Origin of the sequence: Pseudotamlana haliotis (assembly GCF_008806375.1) — a bacterium.
Classification (GTDB): domain Bacteria; phylum Bacteroidota; class Bacteroidia; order Flavobacteriales; family Flavobacteriaceae; genus Pseudotamlana; species Pseudotamlana haliotis.
Window position 1 is genome coordinate 84,248 of sequence record NZ_WAAT01000001.1, and the last position, 22,563, is coordinate 106,810.

Genomic DNA, 22,563 nt, shown 5'->3' on the forward strand with positions numbered 1-22,563 from the left:
TAAATACATATTAACTTATTTAAGCCTCAAACTGCTTTAACGTAGTAGTAATGATATTGACACAATCTAACAATTGTGCTTCAGTCATCACCAAAGGAGGCGCAAACCTAATAATATTACCATGCGTTGGTTTGGCCAACAAGCCGTTTTCTTTCAAAGCCATGCAAATATTCCAAGCCGTATCGCTTTCTTCGTCATCATTAATGACAATGGCATTAAGTAGGCCTTTACCACGTACTAAACTCACGATATTACTAGAATTGATGTATTTGTTTAATTCACTTCGAAATACTTCCCCTAATTCAGAAGCCTTTTCAGCAAGGTTTTCATCTTTAATGACTTCCAAAGCTGCGGTGGCTACAGCTGCCGCAACAGGATTTCCACCGAAAGTACTCCCATGATTCCCTGGTTTTATAACATTCATGATATGGTCATTAGCTAAAACAGCTGAAACCGGATAAACCCCACCACTAATGGCTTTACCAAGAATTAAAACATCTGGTTTTACATTTTCATGGTCTACGGCTAGTAATTTTCCTGTTCGAGCGATACCTGTTTGTACTTCATCTGCAATAAAAAGCACATTGTATTTTTCACACAGTGCTTTGGCTTTGGTTAAGTAGCCTTCATCGGGCACATAAACACCAGCTTCACCTTGAATAGGTTCCACTAAAAACCCAGAAACATTCAGGTTGTTTTTTAAACTCTCTTCTAAAGTATCTAAATCGTTATAGGCTATTTTTATAAAGCCTTTGGTGTAGGGACCAAAGTTTTTGCGCGCTACTGGGTCATTTGAAAATGAAATAATTGTTGTTGTTCTTCCGTGGAAATTATTTTCACAAACAATAATTTCAGCTTCGTTCTCATCAATACCTTTCACCTCATAAGCCCATTTACGGCAAAGCTTCAAAGCGGTTTCTACAGCTTCTGCACCAGTATTCATTGGTAAAAGCTTATCGAAGTTGAAATATTCACAAGCAAACTTCTCGAACCTTCCAAGGGCATCATTATAAAAAGCTCTTGAGGTTAATGTTAAAGTTTGTGCTTGTTCAATCATGGCACCTACAATTTTGGGGTGACAATGACCTTGGTTTACAGCAGAATAAGCCGATAAAAAATCATAATACTTTTTGCCTTCTACATCCCATACATACACACCTTCTCCCCTGTTTAACACTACAGGTAATGGATGGTAATTGTGTGCACCATACTTGTTTTCTAATGTAATCGCTTGTTGCGAAGTTAATTGGTCTAAAACAGCCATTTTAAAAATTTTAAAAGTTTGCACCTAGATCACAGATGCTTAAAATAACCATTCCTTCTCTACCTTTATCCTTCCGAGGTTCCGATAACTATCGGGACGAAAATTCAGCGTGGGAGAGAAATCATCCCTAGAAGCTGCAAATTACTAATAATTGAGCAGTTCAAAAGCATGTTTAGCATAATCTTATAACTGAACTCGTATTGAAGCAATCAAATTTCAAAAAGAAAATAACTATTTTCCACTTGAAACTATAAAGTATAAAGGAGTTCATTATTTTTGCAGCATGGCAAGAAGAAAATCAAGAAAACAAGTTTTTGAAAACGTAGAAGTTATTGATGCAGGAGCAAAAGGTAAAACCATTGCAAAAGCACCAGATGGGAAGGTTATTTTCCTTCCAAACGCAGTTCCCGGTGATGTAGTAGATGTGCAAACGTTCAAGAAACGCAAAGCTTATTATGAAGGAAAAGCTACGGTCTTTCATAAACTCTCTGATAAACGTACCGAACCACAATGCGAACATTTTGGTACCTGCGGCGGGTGCAAGTGGCAAGATATGGCCTACGAACACCAGTTGTTTTATAAGCAAAAGGAAGTTACCAATAACCTAACTCGAATTGGACATATTGAACTTCCTGAGGTAACACCTATTCTAGGCTCTGAACAGCAATATTTTTACAGAAATAAAATGGAATTCTCCTTTAGCGATAGCCGATGGTTAACGCTCGAAGAAGTGCAATCTGATGAAGATTTAGGAGACCGTAATGCTCTAGGGTTTCATATTCCGGGCATGTGGGATAAAATCCTGGATTTAAATAAATGCCACCTGCAAGCTGATCCTTCAAACGCGATTAGAAACGCCGTTAAAGCCTTCGGAATTGAACATGGCTTAGAGTTTTTCAATACTAGAAATCAAACGGGTTTACTGCGTACCATGATGATTCGTACGTCGACTACTGGAGATATCATGGTCATGGTTCAGTTTTTTAAAGAAGATAAAGAAAAACGTGAATTATTATTAGATTTTATTGCTGAAAAATTCCCTGAAGTTACCTCTTTACAATACGTGATTAACGGAAAAGCAAACGATACTATTTATGATCAAGAAGTGATTTGTTACAAAGGTAACGATCATATTTTTGAAGAAATGGAAGGATTAAGATTTAAAATAAACGCGAAATCTTTTTACCAAACCAACTCTGATCAAGCTTACGAATTATACAAAATCACTAGAGATTTTGCTGGTTTAACAGGAAACGAACTGGTATACGATTTATACACCGGAACCGGAACCATTGCACAGTTTGTTGCTAAAAAAGCAAAAAAAGTAGTTGGCGTTGAAGCGGTTCCTGATGCGATAACAGCGGCTAAAGAAAATGCACAATTAAATAATATTGATAACGTTGAATTCTTTGTGGGTGATATGAAAAATGTATTTAACGCCTCTTTTATAGAAACTCATGGTGATCCAGATGTGATTATTACTGATCCGCCACGTGACGGTATGCATAAAGATGTGGTACAGCAAATATTAAACATTGCGCCTAAAAAAGTGGTTTATGTAAGCTGTAATAGTGCTACCCAAGCCCGTGATTTAGAACTTATGGACGCCCAATACAAAGTGATTAAAACACAAGCCGTTGATATGTTCCCACAAACCTTTCACGTAGAAAATGTTGTACTTTTAGAGCGTCGTTAGGTATAAAATGCATTTCTAAGCTAATTTTAAACCTTGGAAAAGCGGTAATTAAAACATAATAATGAAATATTTAAAAATCCTTATTACCCCTACACTACTAGTTTTAGGCGTTTTTATTGCTATAGCCTGCGAGCCAGACGATATTTGCGCTGAAGGTACGGCAACTACACCTCGACTTATTATCGATTTCTATAATGTACTCAATCCAGAAGCACAAAAAAACGTGTTTGATTTGGTCGTTGTTGGTGTGGGCAATAATAGTGTTTTGGACGGTTATTCATTTGTAGATACTGATGACGTCTATTTGCCTTTAAAAACAGATGATAACACAACACAATATGCACTAATCGCAGATGCAACTATTAATAACAATGGTACACCTGACGATGAAACGGATGATTTTTTAGAAGGAAACCAAGATATCATTACAATAAACTATAGTCGAGAAGAAATTTATGTGTCTCGTGCCTGCGGTTATAAAACCATTTATAAGAACGTTACCCTAACTATTGAACCTGATGCTGATAACTGGATGATTTCTAGACAGCCAATGACCGAAAACCAATCTGTAGAAAATGAAGATGAAGCCCACTTTATTGTTACGCACTAGCCTTATCGTTTTCTTTTTGTTGGTTTCAATTACCACAAAAGCTCAAAACGATAGTATTGCTAAAATCAATGAAACTGTGAAAACAGTAGATTCTAGTAAAACTAAAAAAGCTAAAGAAACTGCTAAAACCAAAAACGATTCCACCTCGGTTAAGTTGAAATACGGACTTCGAGCAGGTGCCGATGTTGGTAAACTCATAAGATCTGCTTTTGATGATGACTACCAGGGTTTTGAAATTAATGCTGATTTCAGATTATCTAAGCATTTGTATGTCGCTGGAGAATTTGGGCATGAAGAAAAAAGTACTATAACCGATTATATGGACATTAGTTCCCAAGGAAGTTACCTAAAGGCAGGTGTTGATTACAACATGTATGACAACTGGTTGAATATGGACAATATGATCTATTTTGGTTTTCGTGCAGGAGGAAGCTCTTTTAGCCACGATTTAAACAGTGCAACTATTTATACGGCCAACCAATATTGGGCACCGCAATACACGATTACAGACCCGATAGAGTTTGATAGTTTAACCGCATTTTGGGCTGAATTACAGTTAGGCTTAAAAGCCGAAGTACTAACCAATCTTTACATGGGAATTAACTTGCAAGTACGACTTTTAGTTAGCGAAACAGATCCTAGTAATTTTGAGAATGTATACATTCCTGGTTTTGGTAGAACTTATGATAGTGGCCGTATTGGGGCTGGATACAGCTACACTATAGCTTATAGAATTCCGCTTTTTAGCAAATACAAATAAGCTAATTTCATAATGCTTTAAGTGGTTTTAGACACATTAACTTGAGCATGATGTGAAATAGGAAAATTACAAGAATTTGCTATAAAACAAAGTTGATTGGCTTTGTCATGTAAACTTAAGGCTAATTCTTTTTGAGCCTCGCTTTTAATAGTTACTACAGGATTCAATATCACTTTAGTAAAACTACCACTTCCCGTAGATTGCACCTCAAGAATCCCTTCTGCTTGATCAGTATAAGACAGCACTTCAATATTGTGTTGCGAACAAACATATAAATAAGACATCATGTGGCATGACGCTAAAGCGGAAAGCAACAAATCTTCAGGATTGTGTAATCCTTCATCACCTCGAAAAGGTTTCGCTGCCGAAACTTCTAAACCTTGCTTTTTACCCGCTATATGAACCGTGTGACTTCTACTGAAACTTCTTGGGTTTTTAGTAGAATCCCCTGCTTTGACTTCCCAATTTACTTGCGTTTTAAAAGTATGATTGAAACCCATGATTAAGAATTAGCTTTTGGATGCATTATAATTCGATTTTATTGTCTTTATGTCTTCCCATATTCTGTTAAAAAACCAAAGAAATTAACATATAAACCATTTTACAACACATAACGAGATTCCTGCCTTCGCAGGGATTAGTTGTTCATATATTTCCCCTTCTTACTCCCTTCATACATCACGTATTTCACTAAACGCGATTCTAGTTTAGCGTTGAATAACTGTATTTTTCGTGACGGACGTAAGCCTACAAATTTCAAGGCATCAAGATTAGAGGTGATAAACCAAGCATCAGTACCTGGATAATTTTGTTTCAGTGTATCTCCTATATTTTTATAAAATTCTTCCATATCAATATTTAAACGCTCACCATAAGGCGGGTTAAATACCATCTGTAGTTTTTCATCACCTCCTTTTTGAGTTTTAAAGAAGTCTTCGTGTTTCACTTCAATAAAATCTTCCAATTGGGCATTTTTCACGTTTTCTTTGGCTTTGGCTACAGCACTAGGCGCTTTATCGTATCCTATAATTTTATGATGAAAATCACGTGTTTTTCCTAATAGAGACTCTTCTATTTTTTCAAATAAATCAACATCCCAATCTTCCCAACGTTCAAAAGCAAACTCTTTACGCATTAAGTTTGGCGGAATGTTACACGCAATCATAGCGGCTTCAATAAGCATGGTTCCAGAACCACACATAGGGTCCATAAAATCTATTTGTCCGTCCCAACCAGAAAGCATTATTAAGCCCGCTGCTAATACTTCATTTATAGGGGCAATATTAGTCGCGGTTTTATAACCACGTTTATGTAGAGAATCACCCGAAGAATCTAATGAAATAGTACAACGGTTGCGATCAATATGCACATTAATTTTAAGGTCTGGGAATTTTAAATCGACGTTAGGTCTTTGCCCATCAGTATCTCTAAATTTATCAACTATGGCATCTTTAGTTTTTTGTGCGATATACAAAGAATGTGTAAATAATTCTGAGTGAATCGTCGCATCAACAGCCAAGGTTCCTGTAGGTTTCAGGTACTTAGACCAATCCATAGCATAGATCTTATTATATAAATCCTGCTCATTTTTAACATTAAAAGCATGGATGGGTTTTAAAATTTTAACAGCAGTACGTAGCGCTAAATTGGCTTTGTACATAAAACCTTTATCGCCCGAAAAAGAAACATTACGCACCCCTTTTTTAATATATTGCGCACCAAGTTGTTGTAATTCTTTTTCTAGTAAATCCTCAAAGCCAAATAATGTTTTGGCAACCATATTAAAATTTTCTCCCATTTTTTACGTCTCTTCTCTTTTTAGGCTGAATAGATTGCAAAAATAATGTAATTTTGCGGCAAACGTAAAGTTTATTGATAATTAGGGCTTTTAAAGCATTGGCTTCCTTTCATTTTTAATTGAATACGATTAATAGCCATAAACGCTCACATTTTAAAGCGTTCAGCCAGCCCCGAAAAGAAAAAATTTCTGTTTTCACAGAAAATATATATGACAAATAATACAGCAACTTGGTTCACTTCTTGGTTTGACACACCATTTTACCACATTTTATACAAAGACAGAGACGACACAGAGGCACATGCCTTTATGGAAACCTTAACCAACTATTTAAACCTTCCGGAAAACGGAACCGTTTTAGATTTAGCCTGCGGAAAAGGAAGACATTCTCGCTATTTAAACAAAATAGGTTATGATGTGACTGGTGTTGACTTAAGTGCTAACAGCATCAAATTTGCTAAACAATTTGAAAATCACCGTTTGCATTTTGAAGAACACGACATGTGCTTACCATATCACAAACAATTTGACGCGGTTTTCAACCTGTTCACAAGTTTTGGTTATTTTGAAGATGATGCCGATAATTTAAAAACCATTGAAGCCATAAAGTCCAACTTAAACGAATTCGGTTTTGGTGTTATAGATTTTATGAATAGTGAGTTTGTTATCGACAACTTGGTTCCTAAAGAAACGAAAACCGTTGATGGTATCGAGTTTCACTTAAAGCGTTTTGTTGAGGAAGGATATATCATAAAAGATATTACTTTTACAGTCGACGAAAAAGTTTACAATTACCAAGAACGTGTTCGTGCTTTTACTTTGGCTGATTTTGAAAAGCTTTTTGAACAGACCGATGTTTTTTTATTGGATGTTTTTGGAGACTATAAACTCAATAAGTTTAACCCCAAATCATCAGAGCGTTTGGTGATGATTTTTAAATAGTGGATATTGCACTTATAATTTTGCTCTAGGATTGAGCCTTTTTAATAAATGAATAAATTTTTACTACCTTTTTTAGCTGTTTTTGTGGGTTTTGGTTTGGCTTTATTGACTAAAAAGCAAAAATCTTGGAATACGAAGCTCCTACTCTCTTTTAGCGGGGCCTTTTTATTAGCTTTAACGCTTTTTGAGTTGCTTCCTGAAGTTTATCATCATTTAGACACCAAACTAGCAGGCTTGCTTATAATGGCTGGTATTTTATTGCAAATCACCTTAGAATTGTTCTCTAAGGGTGCCGAACACGGACATGTACACATTCATAAGGGAAATAGTACCTTTCCATGGACACTCTTTATAAGTTTATGTATTCATAGTTTTTTAGAAGGTTTCTCCATTCATGATCATAATGATATGGTTTATGGCGTTTTGGTACATAAAATCCCGATTGCCACGGTGCTTACATTATTTTTGATGCAATCAAATTACACAAAATCACATATAGTTGGTTTTCTGTTAGTTTTTGCTTTTATGACGCCATTAGGGACTTTTATTTCTCATGAATCAACCATTATTGGCCATTATGCAGATGCTATGAATACCATTGTAATAGGAATCTTTTTTCATATTTCAACCACGATTTTATTTGAAAGTGGTGACGGTCATAAATTCAACCTTTCAAAATACATCGCCATCATTTTGGGGGTTGCTATAGCTTACATGATTTAATAGAGATTAGTTGGTGGTTTTTGGTTATTAGCTGTTGGTCACCTACTCTTACATTGATTTTCTTGCCCCAGGTTTTCAAAGATAGAAATGCTCAAGTAACTTTTTCACTGAGTTACGCTGAGATTACGCTGAGACTCACAGCGCTAATTCTAGACACTAATTTTCATTAATACAGATGGTTTTTTTTTAAAATTCTTCACATATTTTACATATTTCACATTTAAACAAAAATCCTTAAAATTACTTCAAATTAAAACACAAAGACCCTTCAAATCATAAAACAATATTATTTTTTTTAAATTATCACAGAGCATTCATTAACTTTACATCTTACTTTTTTTTAAACCAAAAAAAATCACTTTTTAATGATGAAATCTTACTTTTTAAGACCAATGCTCGGGCTATCCTTTGTTTTGGTACTATTTTCTTGTAAAGAAGATACAAAAACAACAACCATTACAGAAACAGCTATTAAGATTGAATCGCAAAAGGTTAGCGATTTTTTTCAAAATACCTTTGATGAGCAAATTGCGAGGTCTCCAGAATTCCAAACACGTTTGGGAATCAAAAAGAACTACGGAAAATGGAATGATATTTCACCTGAAGCTAGCGAAAGAGACCAGAAATTTTACAAAGAAAAATTACAATGGTTAGAAGACTCTGTAAATGTTGAAGCCCTTTCTAAAGACGTTTTATTAAGTTATAAACTCGCTAAACAAAATTTTGAGAAAGAAATTAAAAACTACGAATTCCGACTGCATAACTACCCAGTAAATCAAATGTTTGGTGCACAATCTGGTAAACCTGCTTTTTTAATTAATATGCATCGTATTGACAGCCTTCAAGATGCAGAAGCTTATATTTCTAGATTAAACGGCTTTAAACCTTACTTCGAGCAACTCATTGAAAATTTAAAAGCTAGAGAAGCTATTGGTGTCATGCCTCCTACTTTTGTTTATGATAAGGTTATTCAAGATTCTGAAAACATTCTTGTAGGACAACCTTTTGACCAAACCGAAACTAAAAGTGCTTTATTGGAAGATTTTACCAGTAAAATTGACAAACTTGACCTTGATGACTCTATTAAAAGTCAACTTAAAACTCAAGCCAACGAATCCCTATTAAACGCTGTAAAACCTGCTTACGCAGCGCTTATTGATTTTATGAGTGCACAAAAAGAACGTTCAAACACTGATGCTGGCGCGTGGAAATTCCCTAACGGTGAAGCCTTTTATAAAAATGCCCTTACAAATACCACAACCACACAACTCACGGCAGATGAGATTCACAACATTGGTTTAGCTGAAGTTGATAGAATTCATAAAGAAATGAACGCTATTCGTGAAAAGGTAGGCTTCGAAGGTGATTTAAAAGCCTTTTTTGAGTTTATGAAAACAGATAAACAGTTTTACTACGCTGACGATAAAAATGGAAAAGCGGCCTATTTAGATAAAGCTGTACAGATTATAGACAGTATGAAAACCCGTTTGGATGAAATTTTCATCACCAAACCTAAAGCCGATATTATTGTAAAAGCCGTAGAACCTTTTAGAGAAAAATCTGCTGGAAAAGCCTTTTACAACCGTCCGGCCGCCGATGGTTCTAGACCTGGTATTTATTACGCTAACTTATACGACATGGCATCCATGCCCACTTATCAAATGGAAGCCTTAGCCTATCACGAAGGGATTCCAGGACATCACATGCAATTAGCCATTCAACAAGAACTTGAAAATGTGCCTATGTTTAGAAAGTTTGGAAGTTACACGGCTTACACCGAAGGTTGGGGCTTATACTCTGAATTTACCCCTAAAGAAATGGGCTTCTATGCCGATCCTTATTCCGATTTTGGGCGTTTAGCCATGGAACTATGGCGCGCTTGTAGATTGGTAGTAGATACAGGAATTCACGCTAAAAAATGGACACGTGAAGAGGGAATAAAATACTATACCGATAATACACCAAATGCCGAATTAGATGCCATTAAAATGGTTGAACGCCATATTGTAATGCCTAGTCAGGCCACAGCCTATAAAATAGGCATGATGAAAATTTTAGAATTGAGAGAAAAAGCGAAAAACACCTTAAAAGATGATTTTGATATTCGTGAGTTTCATGAAGTCGTAATTTCTCATGGTGCCATTCCGTTAAATGTATTAGAAGATTTTGTTGATGAATATATTGGTTCGAAACAAAATGAGATAAAATAGTAAATTCATAAATGATTTACTAAATCAGTTTAGCTTTTAAGAGGCTGTTCCCAAAGTATTAATCACATTCGTCATTCTGACCGTCTTTCAGACGGAGCAAGGATTTTATCTTGAAACAGCTCTCCCAAGCTTTGAAATTAAAGCTTTCATAATTTAATTATGATGTTACCTTTGTAAAGTCCTTATTCAACTTTAAGGAATTAGCCAAAAACCTCAAAAAAAAAAAAAAAGAAGCCTGTGTTTTCAAAAGAAGAATCAAGACGATTAAAACAAGATTTTTGGACCAGTTTTGGGAAATCATTTCCTAGAAAATGGATTTTATACAACACCAAGTTAAAAGGGTTTAGTTTTAAATTCCACTTTGATACCAAAAGTGCGCTTGTGGCTTTAGATGTTGAAGATGATTTGGAACACCGCATTAAATACTGGGAAAAATTAGTGGCTTTAAAATCCATTCTAACCGACGAATATCTACCAGAAGCCATATACAACGAAGAATATATTTTAGATAATCAAAAGGAAATCTCAAGAATTTACATCCCTTTAGAACAGAAAGTTTCTATTCACAACAAAAACTCCTGGCAAGAAGTTATGGTCTTCTTTAATGAAAAAATGAGCTTATTTGAAGCCTTTTATGAAGAATACCGCGATGTTATTGATAGCTGATAAATGAATTGATTATTTGGACGGCATGTTGAATTGTTGAGTCGTTTAACCGAAGTTAGGCTAGTTAAATTTTTTACTTTTAACTATTCATTTTTAATTCCCCAAAAAAAAGGATCAAACCAAACTAGCCCAACCCTTTTATAATATATAATATCACGTCCTGAAATAGCGATACACTAAACCCCTAGTGTAATGAAAACATCAGCAAATAATGGTACTCCCAAACGTACCCAAAAGGATTACTCGCTCTCTTTTAAACTCCAATTAGTAGAAGAAATAGAACAAGGATTCTTGACAAAATCCCAAGCAAAACTAAAATATGGCATCCAAGGGGATTCTACAGTAACTAAATGGTTACAGAAATATGGTAACTTTGATTGGGAAAACCAATTACCTTCAACAAGGTCAAAAACACCAGAACAAAGAATACTTGAACTTGAAGCCAAGGTTAAGCTTCTCGAGAAGCAGAAGGAAAGAGCAGAACACCCTGAAGAACAGGCAAATAAGAAAGTCATCATCTTTGATATGCTAGTAGATATGGCAAAAAAAGAATATGATGAACAAACAACAAAACTTAAAAAGAAAACAGTATAAATCAAAAAAGCTGAACAATGTTAACATAGTTCAGCTTTAATGAATAACTTTAATCCTTTAATAATCTGTATCGGTTATTTAGGACTAGACATTTTATTTATTCTCCTGCAGCTTCAAGAGCTTCAACTTTTTCTTTCATACCTTTAGACTTTTCAGTCTCTCCTAAAATACTATAAATATTCATTAAAGTTTTAGCAGCATTAATATTATTATTATCAATCTCTAAAGCTTTAGATAAATAAGGAACAGCATCTTGATATAATTCTTGACGTTTATCTCTTAACTCATCGTAACGTGCGTTATCTTTTTTAGAAGTTCCTAAACTATTCATTTCTTCAATCATTGGTTGCTCTTCAGATAATATTAAAGCAGCAAGATTAATATAAGCATTAACATAGTTTGGATCTAACTCAATAGCTTTTTCATAGTATTTCTTAGCTTCATCATTTTGCTTGCTTTCAGCTGAAATAACTCCTAAGTTATACTGTAACTCTGGATTTTTAGGATCCATAGCAATGGCTTCCTTTAAAAGAGACTTAAACTCTTCAGTATTACCCATTTTGTAGTGCACATTAGCTTCAGACAAAATTAAGTTAACATCATCAGGACTTTCAGCTCTAGCGTCTTTCATTGCCGCAAGTGCTTTCTCATCTTCCCCTTCACTTACATAAATAAGTGCAATATTTTTTACAATTTCTGGTTTTTTAGACTCTGTTGTACGTTCACCTGGTTTGATATGTGTTTTTGATTTCACATATAAATCACGTGTGTTTTTGTCTAAAATCTCTTCCTTACCTGTTTCAACATTGGTCGCGAAATATTCTGTACCAATACCTGTATACCCTAAAGATTTAAGCTCTTCATACATCTTTAAAGCTTTGTTATATTCAGGAATACTTACCGCCATAGTAGCAGCATAATATAAGTAAACCGTATCTTGAGGTTTTACTCTATAGGTTTTCTCAAAGTAATCAGATGCTTTAGAAAAATCTTTGGCTTCATAGGCTTTATTACCTGTTTCAACCAAATTAGTCATCATTTTTTGTTTTAAATCTTCAGATTCCTGAATATAATCACCTTCAACATATGATAAACTTTCAATCGCCCCATCAATATCGGCCATTGACCCTTTTCCATTAGCATAAAGTGCTTCAGCATTTAAGTAATAGTATTTAGCTTTAAGTTTACTATCCATTTCTCCTTTTAAAGCTTCGGCTTGACTTAAAGCTGTTTTAGCTTCAGAGAAATTATTCGATTTAATAGCTTTTTCAGCTGTTTTCAACTCCTTTTTTTGTGCGAATGAAAATGCGCTCATTGAAATTGCCAAAGCTACAATAACTTGTTTCTTCATTTTTATGATCTATTTATTTAATTATAATATATTTTAACTATCAAGAGTTGTACCGTCTTCGGTAGAACCTGTATTTTCTGGAGCTTCCTCACCTTCAAGTAATTCAACTTCATCTTCATCATGCATGACCTTAGCCACAGCAGCAATAGAGTCGTTTCCTTTTAGATTGATCAACTTAACCCCTTGAGTGGCTCTACCCATAACTCTCAAGTCAGCGATAACCATTCTTATCGCGATACCAGACTTATTGATAATCATTAAATCATCATTATCTGTCACGCTTTTAATAGCGACTAAACTACCTGTTTTTTCGGTAATAGAAATGGTTTTGACACCTTTTCCACCTCTATTGGTTACTCTATAAACTGGCTCTCCATCTTCTGGATCATCAATGTAAGTACGTTTACCGTAACCATTTTCAGAAACCACTAAAACAGATTCTTCTTTAGAGTTTTCAATAGTTACCATACCAATAACTTCATCTTTATCATGTGCTAAAGTAATACCGCGAACTCCAGATGCGCCACGTCCCATTGGTCGTGTTTTGGCTTCCTCGAAACGAATTGCTTTACCAGATTTTAAGGCTAACATCACCTGACTGTTTCCAGTGGTTAGTTTAGCTTCCAGTAATTCGTCATTATCTTTAATAGTAATCGCATTAATACCGTTGGTTCTCGGACGAGAATATTGCTCTAACGACGTCTTTTTAACCTGACCATTCTTAGTTGCCATAATGACATAATGACTGTTAATATAGTCTTCATCCTTTAAATCTTGAGTACAAATGAACGCCATTACTTTGTCGTCTTGCTCAATATTTATAAGATTTTGAATAGCACGTCCTTTAGAGGTTTTACTACCTTCAGGAATTTCGTAAACACGCATCCAGAAACATTTTCCTTTTTGCGTAAAGAACAACATGTATTGATGGTTTGTTCCCACAAACAGGTGTTCTAAGAAATCTTCATTACGTGTTGTTGAAGCTTTTTGTCCAACACCTCCTCTATTCTGAGTTTTGTATTCTGTAAGTGAAGTACGCTTAATATAACCTGCATGAGAAATAGTAATCACTACTTGCTCATCTGGAATCATATCTTCAATGCTTAAATCTCCGCCAGCATACTCAATCGTTGAACGACGTTCATCACCATATTTATCTCTTACAACTTCCAACTCCTCTTTAATGATATTCATTCTGCGCTCTTTGCTAGCCAAAATATCCTTAAGATCTGCAATCGTTTTCATGATTTCTTCATACTCCGCACGTAGCTTATCTTGCTCTAGACCTGTTAACTGGCGTAAACGCATTTCAACAATAGCCTTAGCTTGAATTTCAGAAAGCTTGAATCGCTCAATTAAATTCTCACGAGCTTCATCGGCATTTGAAGAGGCTCTTATGATTTTAATCACTTCATCAATATTATCTGATGCAATGATTAAACCTTCTAAAATATGCGCTCTTTCTTCCGCTTTGCGTAATTCATAAGTGGTACGTCTAACAACAACATCGTGTCTGTGTTCAACGAAATAATGAATTAAATCTTTTAAGTTTAACAACTGCGGACGACCACCAACAAGCGCAATGTTATTCACACTAAATGAAGACTGTAGCGCCGTGTACTTAAATAAAGTATTTAATACGATGTTAGGAATCGCATCACGTTTAAGTACATAAACAATACGCATACCGTTTCTATCAGATTCGTCTCTAATAGAAGCAATACCTTCTAGTTTTTTATCATTAACCAAGTCTGCAGTTTTCTTAATCATATCTGCTTTATTCACTTGGTACGGAATCTCATTTACAATGATACACTCACGACCGTTAACCTCTTCAATATTGGTTTTAGCACGCATAACAATACGCCCTCTTCCCGTATGAAAAGCTTCCTTTACACCATCATAGCCATAAATAGTTCCTCCTGTTGGAAAATCTGGAGCTTTAACATGCGTGATAAGTTCGTCTATTTCAATATCGTTGTTTTCAATATAAGCGATGGTTCCGTTTACAACTTCTGTTAAGTTATGAGGTGGCATGTTGGTTGCCATACCTACCGCAATACCTGACGCTCCATTGACTAAAAGTCCTGGGATTCTAGTTGGTAAAACTGTTGGTTCATGAAGCGTATCATCAAAGTTTAACGTATGATCTACAGTTTCCTTGTCGATATCTGCCAACATGTCCTCTGAAATCTTACGCATACGCGCCTCAGTATAACGCATTGCTGCAGGACTATCACCATCAATGGAACCAAAGTTCCCTTGTCCGTCTACTAGCATATAACGTAAACTCCATTCTTGAGCCATACGTACCATAGCATCGTAAACTGATGTATCACCGTGTGGGTGATACTTACCTAGAACTTCTCCAACTATTCTTGCGGATTTTTTATGTGCCGAATTTGCTCTAACACCCAATTCATGCATACCATAAAGCACACGTCTATGAACCGGTTTTAAACCATCTCTTACATCTGGTAAAGCACGAGACACAATGACTGACATTGAATAATCAATGTAGGCCGACTTCATCTCATCCTCAATATTAATAGGGATCAATTTCTCTCCTTCTGCCATAAATATTCTTATTTAATTTTATGCTTTTTTCAAAACATGCTAATATAAGACTTTCATCAGTCATAGCAGGACAATCAAGCGGGATTTTTCATGTAATTTATTAACAATTATCACGACTATATTATTAATAAGTTATGCTTGCATATATTTTGATATCATGAAGTTTTTACGTCAATTAGCAGTTTACCGACAAAAATAGGTACAGTTTTTGTCTTTGGTAAAATGTTTTATTATTTTTAATGCAGAAAGGACAGAGATTTATGGATGATAATTTTTCCCCAAGAGTAAAAGATGTGATTGCTTACAGCAAAGAAGAAGCCCTGCGTTTAGGCCATGATTTTATTGGCACTGAACATTTAATGCTTGGACTCCTACGAGACGGAAACGGAAAAGCTATAAGCATATTGAATGCTTTAGATATCGATCTAAATCATTTACGACGAAAGGTTGAAATACTTAGCCCTGCAAACCAAAATATAGCCGTAGCTTCAAACCAAAAGAAGAACTTACACTTGACTAGGCAAGCAGAGCGCGCTTTAAAAACAACATTTTTAGAAGCCAAGTTATTTCAGAGTACCTCAATAAATACAGCGCATTTACTGCTTTGTATTTTAAGGAATGAGAATGACCCCACTACCAAGCTTTTAAATAAGCTTAAAGTTGACTATGATAATGTGAAAGAACAATTTAAACTTATGATTACAAACGACAACGATGATTATATAGACCCAAAAGCCGAATTTCAAGATGACGACGCGCATACTGAAGATGATTCTGCTAAAGACAATATATTTAACGCCCCAGCAGGAGGTAAAACGAACAAAAAGTCTAAAACCCCTGTTTTAGATAATTTCGGACGTGATTTAACCGCTCTTGCGGAAGAAGGTAAACTTGACCCTGTTGTAGGTAGAGAAAAGGAAATAGAACGTGTTTCTCAGGTTTTAAGTAGAAGAAAGAAAAACAACCCGCTTTTAATTGGAGAGCCTGGTGTTGGTAAATCTGCCATTGCGGAAGGTTTAGCGCTTAGAATCATAAAACGTAAAGTATCTAGAATCTTATTCAACAAACGTGTGGTAACTTTAGATTTAGCGAGTTTAGTCGCTGGAACCAAGTACCGCGGACAGTTTGAAGAGCGCATGAAAGCCGTAATGAACGAGCTTGAAAAGAACGATGATGTGATTCTATTTATTGATGAAATTCATACCATTGTTGGTGCTGGTGGAGCAACGGGAAGCCTAGATGCTTCTAACATGTTTAAACCTGCTTTAGCTCGAGGTGAAATTCAATGCATCGGTGCAACAACTTTAGATGAATACAGACAATATATTGAAAAAGACGGTGCTTTAGAGCGTCGTTTCCAAAAGGTTATTGTTGAGCCAACTACGGTTGATGAAACCATTGAGATTTTAAATAATATCAAAGGCAAATACGAAGAACACCACAATGTTGATTATACACCTGAAGCTATTGAAGCTTGTGTAAAATTAACCAACCGCTACATGTCCGAAAGATTTCTTCCAGACAAAGCTATTGATGCTTTAGATGAAGCTGGTTCTCGTGTTCACATCACCAATATTGATGTGCCAAAACAAATTATTGAGCTTGAAAAACAACTTGAAGGCATTAAGGAAACTAAAAATGCGGTTGTTAGAAAGCAAAAGTATGAGGAAGCTGCCAAACTTCGAGATGACGAAAAACGCATTGAAAAGGAATTATCTATAGCCCAAGAAAAATGGGAAGAAGACACCAAACAGCACCGCGAAATTGTTACAGAAGACAATGTTGCTGATGTGGTTTCAATGATGACTGGCGTGCCTGTAAACAGAATTGCTCAAAAAGAAATCAATAAACTTGCTGAGTTACCAAACCTAATTAAAGGAAAGGTTATCGGTCAAGATGAAGCCGTTGCAAAGGTGGTTAAAGCCATTCAACGTAATCGCGCCGGACTAAAAGACCCGAACAAACCAATTGGTTCATTTATCTTTTTAGGTCAAACTGGAGTTGGTAAAACCCAATTGGCTAAAATATTATCACGCGAATTATTTGACAGCGAAGATTCTTTAGTGAGAATCGACATGAGTGAATATATGGAGAAATTTGCCATCTCTCGTTTAATTGGTGCACCTCCAGGATACGTTGGCTATGAGGAAGGCGGACAATTAACAGAGAAAGTAAGACGCAAGCCTTACGCGGTGATTCTTTTAGATGAAATCGAAAAAGCCCACCCAGATGTATTTAACATGCTACTTCAGGTGCTTGATGATGGTTATTTAACTGATAGTTTAGGACGTAAAATTGATTTTAGAAATACCATTATTATAATGACTTCTAACATTGGTGCTCGTAAACTTAAAGATTTTGGTACTGGAATTGGTTTTGGAACCTCTTCACAAAAAGCTCAAGAAGATGCAAATGCAAGAAGTGTTATAGAAAATGCGCTTAAAAAATCATTTGCTCCTGAGTTTTTAAATAGAATTGATGATGTCATTGTTTTCAATCCTTTAGAGAAAGAAGACATCAACAAAATTATCGATATTGAACTTGAAAAACTATTAATTCGAATTGAAGGACTTGGTTATAAGCTAACCCTTACAGAATCAGCTAAAGATTATATCGCTGAAAAAGGTTTTGATAAACAATACGGTGCAAGACCACTTAAAAGAGCCATTCAGAAATATGTTGAAGACGCTCTCGCGGAAGAGATTGTCTCTTCACACTTAGAATCTGGTGACCAAATCAAAATCGATTTAGATAAAACCACTGAAGAATTAAAAATATCTATTGATAAAACTGAAAAGCCTACAGAATCTTAGAATATTTAATTTACATAAAGTACAATACACAAAAAGCTCGAAATTCTGTTTCGGGCTTTTTTTATGATGAATACGATGTTATCGTTATACTAGTAAGGCTAGCGCTCGTTTGCAACGAGTGCTATCATGAGCAAGAAATATAAGCCGTAGCATAAATTTCCATAAGCCCAATCATAAAGAGTATAATCAAATAGGCACAGCATACGAGTTCTTGATTTCCCCCATAACAAAGGTACTATGAGCACTTCCTATATTTTTTATACTTCCTAAGTGGTCTAGAACAAAATTCTGGTATTCTTTCATATCACTCACCAATATCTTCAGAAAGAAATCGTAGTCACCAGAAATATTATAACACTCTACAACCTCCTTAAGCTTTAAAATATCGGTTACAAATTGAGTACCTATTTCTCTGGTATGCTCTTTTAAAGTCACATTACAGAACACCATCAAGCCTTTATTTAACTTTTCAGCATCTAAAACCGCAATATAGTTTTTAATATAACCGCCTTTTTCCAACTTCTTTACACGCTCAAAAACTGGTGTAGTTGACAAATTAACCTTATTGGCTAATTCTTTTGTGGTTAAATCAGATTTTGCTTGAAGCAATCTTAATATCCGTAAATCAATTTCATCCAACATCGTAGTAGAAATATTTTCTATTAAACCTATTAAAATTAAAAACTTAAAGAACATAACCCTTTAATTTTCATCTAAAATAGTATTTACATCTAAATATACACTCAAATTATTATAATATATTCTTTGAATATAATTTTGAGCAGCAATAAAAACTATAATGAATTATGAAAACTACTATTTTAGGACACCCAAGAATCGGACGCAAACGCGAGCTCAAAAAAGCCTGTGAAGCTTTCTGGGCTAACAATATTGATGAAGAATCTTTAATTAAGACAGCATCTGAAATCAAAAAACAAAACTGGTCACAACAGCAAGCATTAGGCATAGACTCTATTCCTTCAAACGACTTTTCATTCTATGACCAAATCCTGGATACCTGTTTAACATTAGGCTGTATTCCGAAGCGCTATAAGGCGATAGACAAAGACAACTATTTAGAATTGTATTTCGCCATGGCGCGTGGCTTACAAAAAGACCATATTGATGTCACAGCAATGGAAATGACCAAATGGTTTGACACGAACTACCATTATATTGTTCCTGAATTTGAAAAAGACCAAAACTTCGAATTCTTCTCAAAGAAAATTATTGAAGAATATAAAGAAGCCTTAAACCTAGGCATTAAAACAAAGCCCGTTTTAATTGGCCCCGTTACTTTTTTATTACTTGGAAAAGAAAAAGAACCTGGTTTTCACAGACTAGAGCTTTTACCTCGTTTATTACCTGTTTACTTTGAAATCTTAACAGAACTGGATGCTCTTAATATAGATTACATTCAGTTTGACGAACCGTGTTTAGCACTAAACCTAAGCATTCAGGAACGTGATGCCATTGCTTCTACTTATGAACAAATCGCTTCTCAATTTCCAAATATCAAAATATACTTAGCCAATTACTTTGATTGTTATGGTGACAACTTAGACACAGTCCTTCAACTTCCTGTTGATACGCTTCATTTGGATTTAGTACGTTGTCCTTCTCAATTGGATGACATTCTAGAATCTAAACATTTTAACCCTAAAACTAAATTGGCATTAGGGCTCATTGACGGAAGAAATATTTGGAAAAACAATTTTGAAAATTCACTGAAATTTATCGAAAAAGCTTCTAAAAAAGTACCATTAAAAAACTTATGGATAACCGCTTCTTGTTCGCTACTCCACACGCCTTATGATTTAGATTTAGAAACCCAATTATCATCTGAAATTAAACAGTGGCTAGCCTTTTCAAAACAAAAAATCGAAGAAATCGTTGCCCTAAAAAATCTATCTTCGGAAGAAAATAGTGCGTATTTATATCTTTTTGAGGAAAACAAACTCGCGAATTTAAACAGAAAACGCTCCAAGCTCATTCATAACGATGCTGTAAAAGCCAGAATTTCAAATTTAAAACCTGAAGACAGTCAACGGAAAAGTGAATTTAGCCTGAGACAAGCCAAGCAGATGCAATCACTAAACCTACCCTTATTCCCTACTACAACTATAGGTTCGTTTCCTCAAACTAAAACAGTAAGAAACCAACGTCTTCAACATAAAAAAGGAGCACTTTCTCAAGACGCCTACAATCACTTCATAGCCAAAGAAATTGAAGATTCTATTCGTTTTCAAGAAAGAATAGGATTAGATGTATTAGTGCATGGCGAATTTGAACGCAATGATATGGTTGAATATTTTGGTGAAAAACTAAACGGATTCACCTTCAGTAATTATGGATGGGTACAAAGTTACGGGAGCCGCTGTGTCAAACCACCTATTTTATTTGGTGATGTTTCTCGTGAAAAACCGATGACTGTTGATTGGTCAAAATACGCCCAATCCCTTACCGATATACCTGTAAAGGGCATGCTAACTGGACCGGTTACCATATTACAATGGTCTTTTGTTCGAAACGACCAATCCCGCGCCACCACTTGCAATCAAATAGCTTTAGCGATGCGGGATGAAGTGATTGACCTTGAAGATAATGGTTTAAAAATCATTCAAATTGATGAACCTGCTATTCGCGAAGGACTTCCGCTAAGAAAAGAAGCGTGGCAAAACTATTTAGATTGGGCTGTAAAAGCCTTCCGAATTTCTGCGAGTGGCGTCAAGGACGAAACGCAAATTCATACGCACATGTGTTATTCTGAATTCAACGATATTATTTCAAATATTGCCGACATGGATGCCGATGTGATTACTATAGAAACCTCACGTTCTAAAATGGAATTATTGGATGCTTTTGCGAATTTTAAATACCCTAATGAAATAGGACCTGGTGTATATGATATTCATTCTCCTAGAGTACCTTCTTTAAATGAAATTGAGGACTTGCTTACTAAAGCAAAAAACGTTTTACCCCATGGTCATATTTGGGTCAACCCCGATTGCGGATTAAAAACACGAGATTGGCCAGAGACTAAAAAAGCGCTTGAAGTTCTAGTTAAAGCAGCCAAAAAACTTAGAAAATCTGAATTAGAATACGCTTAATAAGGTCTTATACCAATTAAAACCATAAAAAATCTCAGAGCTTGTCTTAACCACTTGCAATTATTGGCTGTTTTAGACAAGCTCTTTTTTACGATATCATAGTGTGAATTATTTATCACTAGCAACATTATTACTGTTTTCTTTAGGCACTCTAAGTAATAAGATAATACCACCTAAAAAGAAGACAAATAAAAACAGAATAGAATTTCGCATACTACCCGTAATTTGGTCAATACTACCAAAGATAACCATACCAATAACAATCCCTATTTTTTCAGCCACATCAAAAAAGCTAAAATACGAGGTCGTATCGTCCGTTTCAGGTAAAAATTTAGAATAGGTTGAACGGGCTAAAGACTGAATGCCCCCCATTACTAAGCCTACAAAACCAGCAGCAATATAAAATTCCGCTGGCGTATGCATAAAATAGGCGTAAAAACAAATCCCTACCCAAATCACATTCACATAAATTAAGGTTTTTATGTTCCCAAATTTAGCTGAGGCTTTTGAAGTTAGAAAGGCACCTACAATAGCGACAAGTTGAATCACTAAAATACTCACAATAAGTCCTACTGTTTTTTCATCACCACTCCCCCAACTTATTTCCTCTTCACCGAAATAAACAGCCACCAACATGATGGTTTGTACCGCCATACTAAACACGAAAAAGGCGTATAAATAGCGTTTCAGTCTCAGATTACCACTAAGTTCTTTCCAAACAGTGCGCAATTCTCGAAATCCATTAAAGACAATCGCACTGGTAACTTTACCGCCTGAGGATGTTCCTTTTGGTAAATAATAAAATGAATACTGACTAAACAACAGCCACCAAACACCAACAGAAACAAAAGAATATCGCATCATTTGCATTTTAGCTTCTCCAGAATCTTGACTCATCACCACAGCTAAATTCAATATCAATAAAATCACACTTCCTATATAACCAAGGGAAAACCCTTTGGCACTAATGTGGTCTTGTTGTTCTTTAAATGCAATATCTGGTAAATAGGAATTATAAAATACTAAACTCCCCCAATAGCCTATCAGTCCCATAAAATAAAACAATAAACTCAAGTGGATTTGCTCCAAACTAAACCAGAATAAACCAATGCAACCAACACTTCCTAAATAGCAAAAAAACTTCATAAAGTTCTTCTTATTCCCTACATAATCAGCAATTCCCGATAATAAAGGTGACATGAATACCACCACTAAAAAAGTAAAAGCCGTCACAAACGTTATGAGTGCTGTATTTTTAAATTCAAAACCAAAAGCTGTTACCGTTTTAATTTCTGAAAGAAATAAAGACGAATAAAAAATTGGGAATAACGAAGATGCAATAGTAAGTGTGTATACTGAATTTGCCCAATCATAAAATGCCCAGGCATTAAGAAGTTTTTTACTTCCTTTTTTAAGTTTTTCCATAAAAAAAAGCTGCTTTAATTTTAA

The 22,563-nt window shown here is 35.2% G+C and carries 17 protein-coding genes; 10 read left to right on the top strand and 7 right to left on the bottom strand.

Annotated elements, in window-relative coordinates:
- Window positions 1-19: 19 nt before the first annotated feature.
- Entirely contained in the window at window positions 20-1,264 is a 1,245-nt protein-coding gene (gene rocD / locus F6U93_RS00345) for an ornithine--oxo-acid transaminase (RefSeq protein ID WP_150935717.1), read from the bottom strand.
- A 283-nt stretch (window positions 1,265-1,547) separates the two neighbouring features.
- Between rocD and rlmD the strand changes: the two genes are divergently transcribed.
- From rlmD to F6U93_RS00360, 3 genes are all read left to right on the top strand, one after another.
- Window positions 1,548-2,960, top strand: coding sequence for a 23S rRNA (uracil(1939)-C(5))-methyltransferase RlmD (gene rlmD, locus F6U93_RS00350; RefSeq protein WP_150935719.1), 1,413 nt, complete (start codon window positions 1,548-1,550; stop codon window positions 2,958-2,960).
- A gap of 61 nt (window positions 2,961-3,021) precedes the next feature.
- A complete protein-coding gene (locus F6U93_RS00355; protein ID WP_150935721.1) occupies window positions 3,022-3,570 on the top strand; it encodes a DUF6452 family protein in 549 nt (182 codons plus the stop codon).
- Window positions 3,542-4,330, top strand: a complete 789-nt coding sequence (locus tag F6U93_RS00360; RefSeq protein WP_225312477.1) for a DUF6048 family protein — start codon at window positions 3,542-3,544, stop codon at window positions 4,328-4,330. Before F6U93_RS00355 ends, F6U93_RS00360 begins: the two co-directional genes overlap by 29 nt.
- A 17-nt stretch (window positions 4,331-4,347) precedes the next feature.
- Here F6U93_RS00360 and F6U93_RS00365 read toward each other — a convergent pair whose 3' ends face one another.
- Complete coding sequence (locus tag F6U93_RS00365; RefSeq protein ID WP_150935725.1) at window positions 4,348-4,830, bottom strand: OsmC family protein; 483 nt, start codon at window positions 4,828-4,830, stop codon at window positions 4,348-4,350.
- Between the two features lie 137 nt (window positions 4,831-4,967).
- The gene (locus tag F6U93_RS00370) at window positions 4,968-6,128 is read right to left on the bottom strand and encodes a THUMP domain-containing class I SAM-dependent RNA methyltransferase (protein WP_150935727.1); all 1,161 of its coding nucleotides are present in this window, start codon (window positions 6,126-6,128) and stop codon (window positions 4,968-4,970) included.
- Between the two features lie 210 nt (window positions 6,129-6,338).
- Here F6U93_RS00370 and F6U93_RS00375 point away from each other — a divergent pair, with 210 nt between their 5' ends.
- The 5 genes from F6U93_RS00375 to F6U93_RS14975 all read left to right on the top strand — a co-directional run bounded on the left by F6U93_RS00375 (window position 6,339) and on the right by F6U93_RS14975 (window position 11,263).
- The gene (locus F6U93_RS00375; RefSeq protein ID WP_150935729.1) at window positions 6,339-7,070 is read left to right on the top strand and encodes a class I SAM-dependent methyltransferase; all 732 of its coding nucleotides are present in this window, start codon (window positions 6,339-6,341) and stop codon (window positions 7,068-7,070) included.
- A gap of 48 nt (window positions 7,071-7,118) precedes the next feature.
- Window positions 7,119-7,793 carry a ZIP family metal transporter gene (locus F6U93_RS00380; protein ID WP_150935730.1) on the top strand — a complete coding sequence of 225 codons (675 nt, stop codon included), beginning with the start codon at window positions 7,119-7,121 and terminating at the stop codon, window positions 7,791-7,793.
- Window positions 7,794-8,158: 365 nt separating this feature from the next.
- On the top strand, window positions 8,159-10,003 hold the full coding sequence (locus tag F6U93_RS00385) for a DUF885 domain-containing protein (protein WP_317132811.1): 1,845 nt from the start codon (window positions 8,159-8,161) through the stop codon (window positions 10,001-10,003).
- Window positions 10,004-10,240: 237 nt separating this feature from the next.
- Complete coding sequence (locus F6U93_RS00390) at window positions 10,241-10,669, top strand: DUF4268 domain-containing protein (protein ID WP_150935732.1); 429 nt, start codon at window positions 10,241-10,243, stop codon at window positions 10,667-10,669.
- Window positions 10,670-10,861: 192 nt separating this feature from the next.
- Complete coding sequence (locus F6U93_RS14975) at window positions 10,862-11,263, top strand: transposase (RefSeq protein WP_150935734.1); 402 nt, start codon at window positions 10,862-10,864, stop codon at window positions 11,261-11,263.
- A gap of 97 nt (window positions 11,264-11,360) precedes the next feature.
- Here F6U93_RS14975 and F6U93_RS00400 read toward each other — a convergent pair whose 3' ends face one another.
- Window positions 11,361-12,614 carry a tetratricopeptide repeat protein gene (locus tag F6U93_RS00400; RefSeq protein WP_150935736.1) on the bottom strand — a complete coding sequence of 418 codons (1,254 nt, stop codon included), beginning with the start codon at window positions 12,612-12,614 and terminating at the stop codon, window positions 11,361-11,363.
- A 33-nt stretch (window positions 12,615-12,647) separates the two neighbouring features.
- Window positions 12,648-15,191, bottom strand: a complete 2,544-nt coding sequence (gene gyrA / locus F6U93_RS00405; RefSeq protein WP_150935737.1) for a DNA gyrase subunit A — start codon at window positions 15,189-15,191, stop codon at window positions 12,648-12,650.
- Between the two features lie 260 nt (window positions 15,192-15,451).
- Here gyrA and F6U93_RS00410 point away from each other — a divergent pair, with 260 nt between their 5' ends.
- Complete coding sequence (locus tag F6U93_RS00410; RefSeq protein ID WP_150935739.1) at window positions 15,452-18,004, top strand: ATP-dependent Clp protease ATP-binding subunit; 2,553 nt, start codon at window positions 15,452-15,454, stop codon at window positions 18,002-18,004.
- Between the two features lie 186 nt (window positions 18,005-18,190).
- Here the strand turns inward: F6U93_RS00410 and F6U93_RS00415 are convergent, their stop codons facing one another.
- Window positions 18,191-18,700, bottom strand: coding sequence for an Lrp/AsnC family transcriptional regulator (locus F6U93_RS00415; protein WP_150935742.1), 510 nt, complete (start codon window positions 18,698-18,700; stop codon window positions 18,191-18,193).
- Between the two features lie 110 nt (window positions 18,701-18,810).
- Between F6U93_RS00415 and metE the strand changes: the two genes are divergently transcribed.
- Window positions 18,811-21,114, top strand: coding sequence for a 5-methyltetrahydropteroyltriglutamate--homocysteine S-methyltransferase (gene metE / locus F6U93_RS00420; RefSeq protein WP_150935744.1), 2,304 nt, complete (start codon window positions 18,811-18,813; stop codon window positions 21,112-21,114).
- A gap of 108 nt (window positions 21,115-21,222) precedes the next feature.
- Here metE and F6U93_RS00425 read toward each other — a convergent pair whose 3' ends face one another.
- Window positions 21,223-22,539, bottom strand: coding sequence for an MFS transporter (locus F6U93_RS00425; protein ID WP_150935746.1), 1,317 nt, complete (start codon window positions 22,537-22,539; stop codon window positions 21,223-21,225).
- Window positions 22,540-22,563 lie beyond the last annotated feature (24 nt).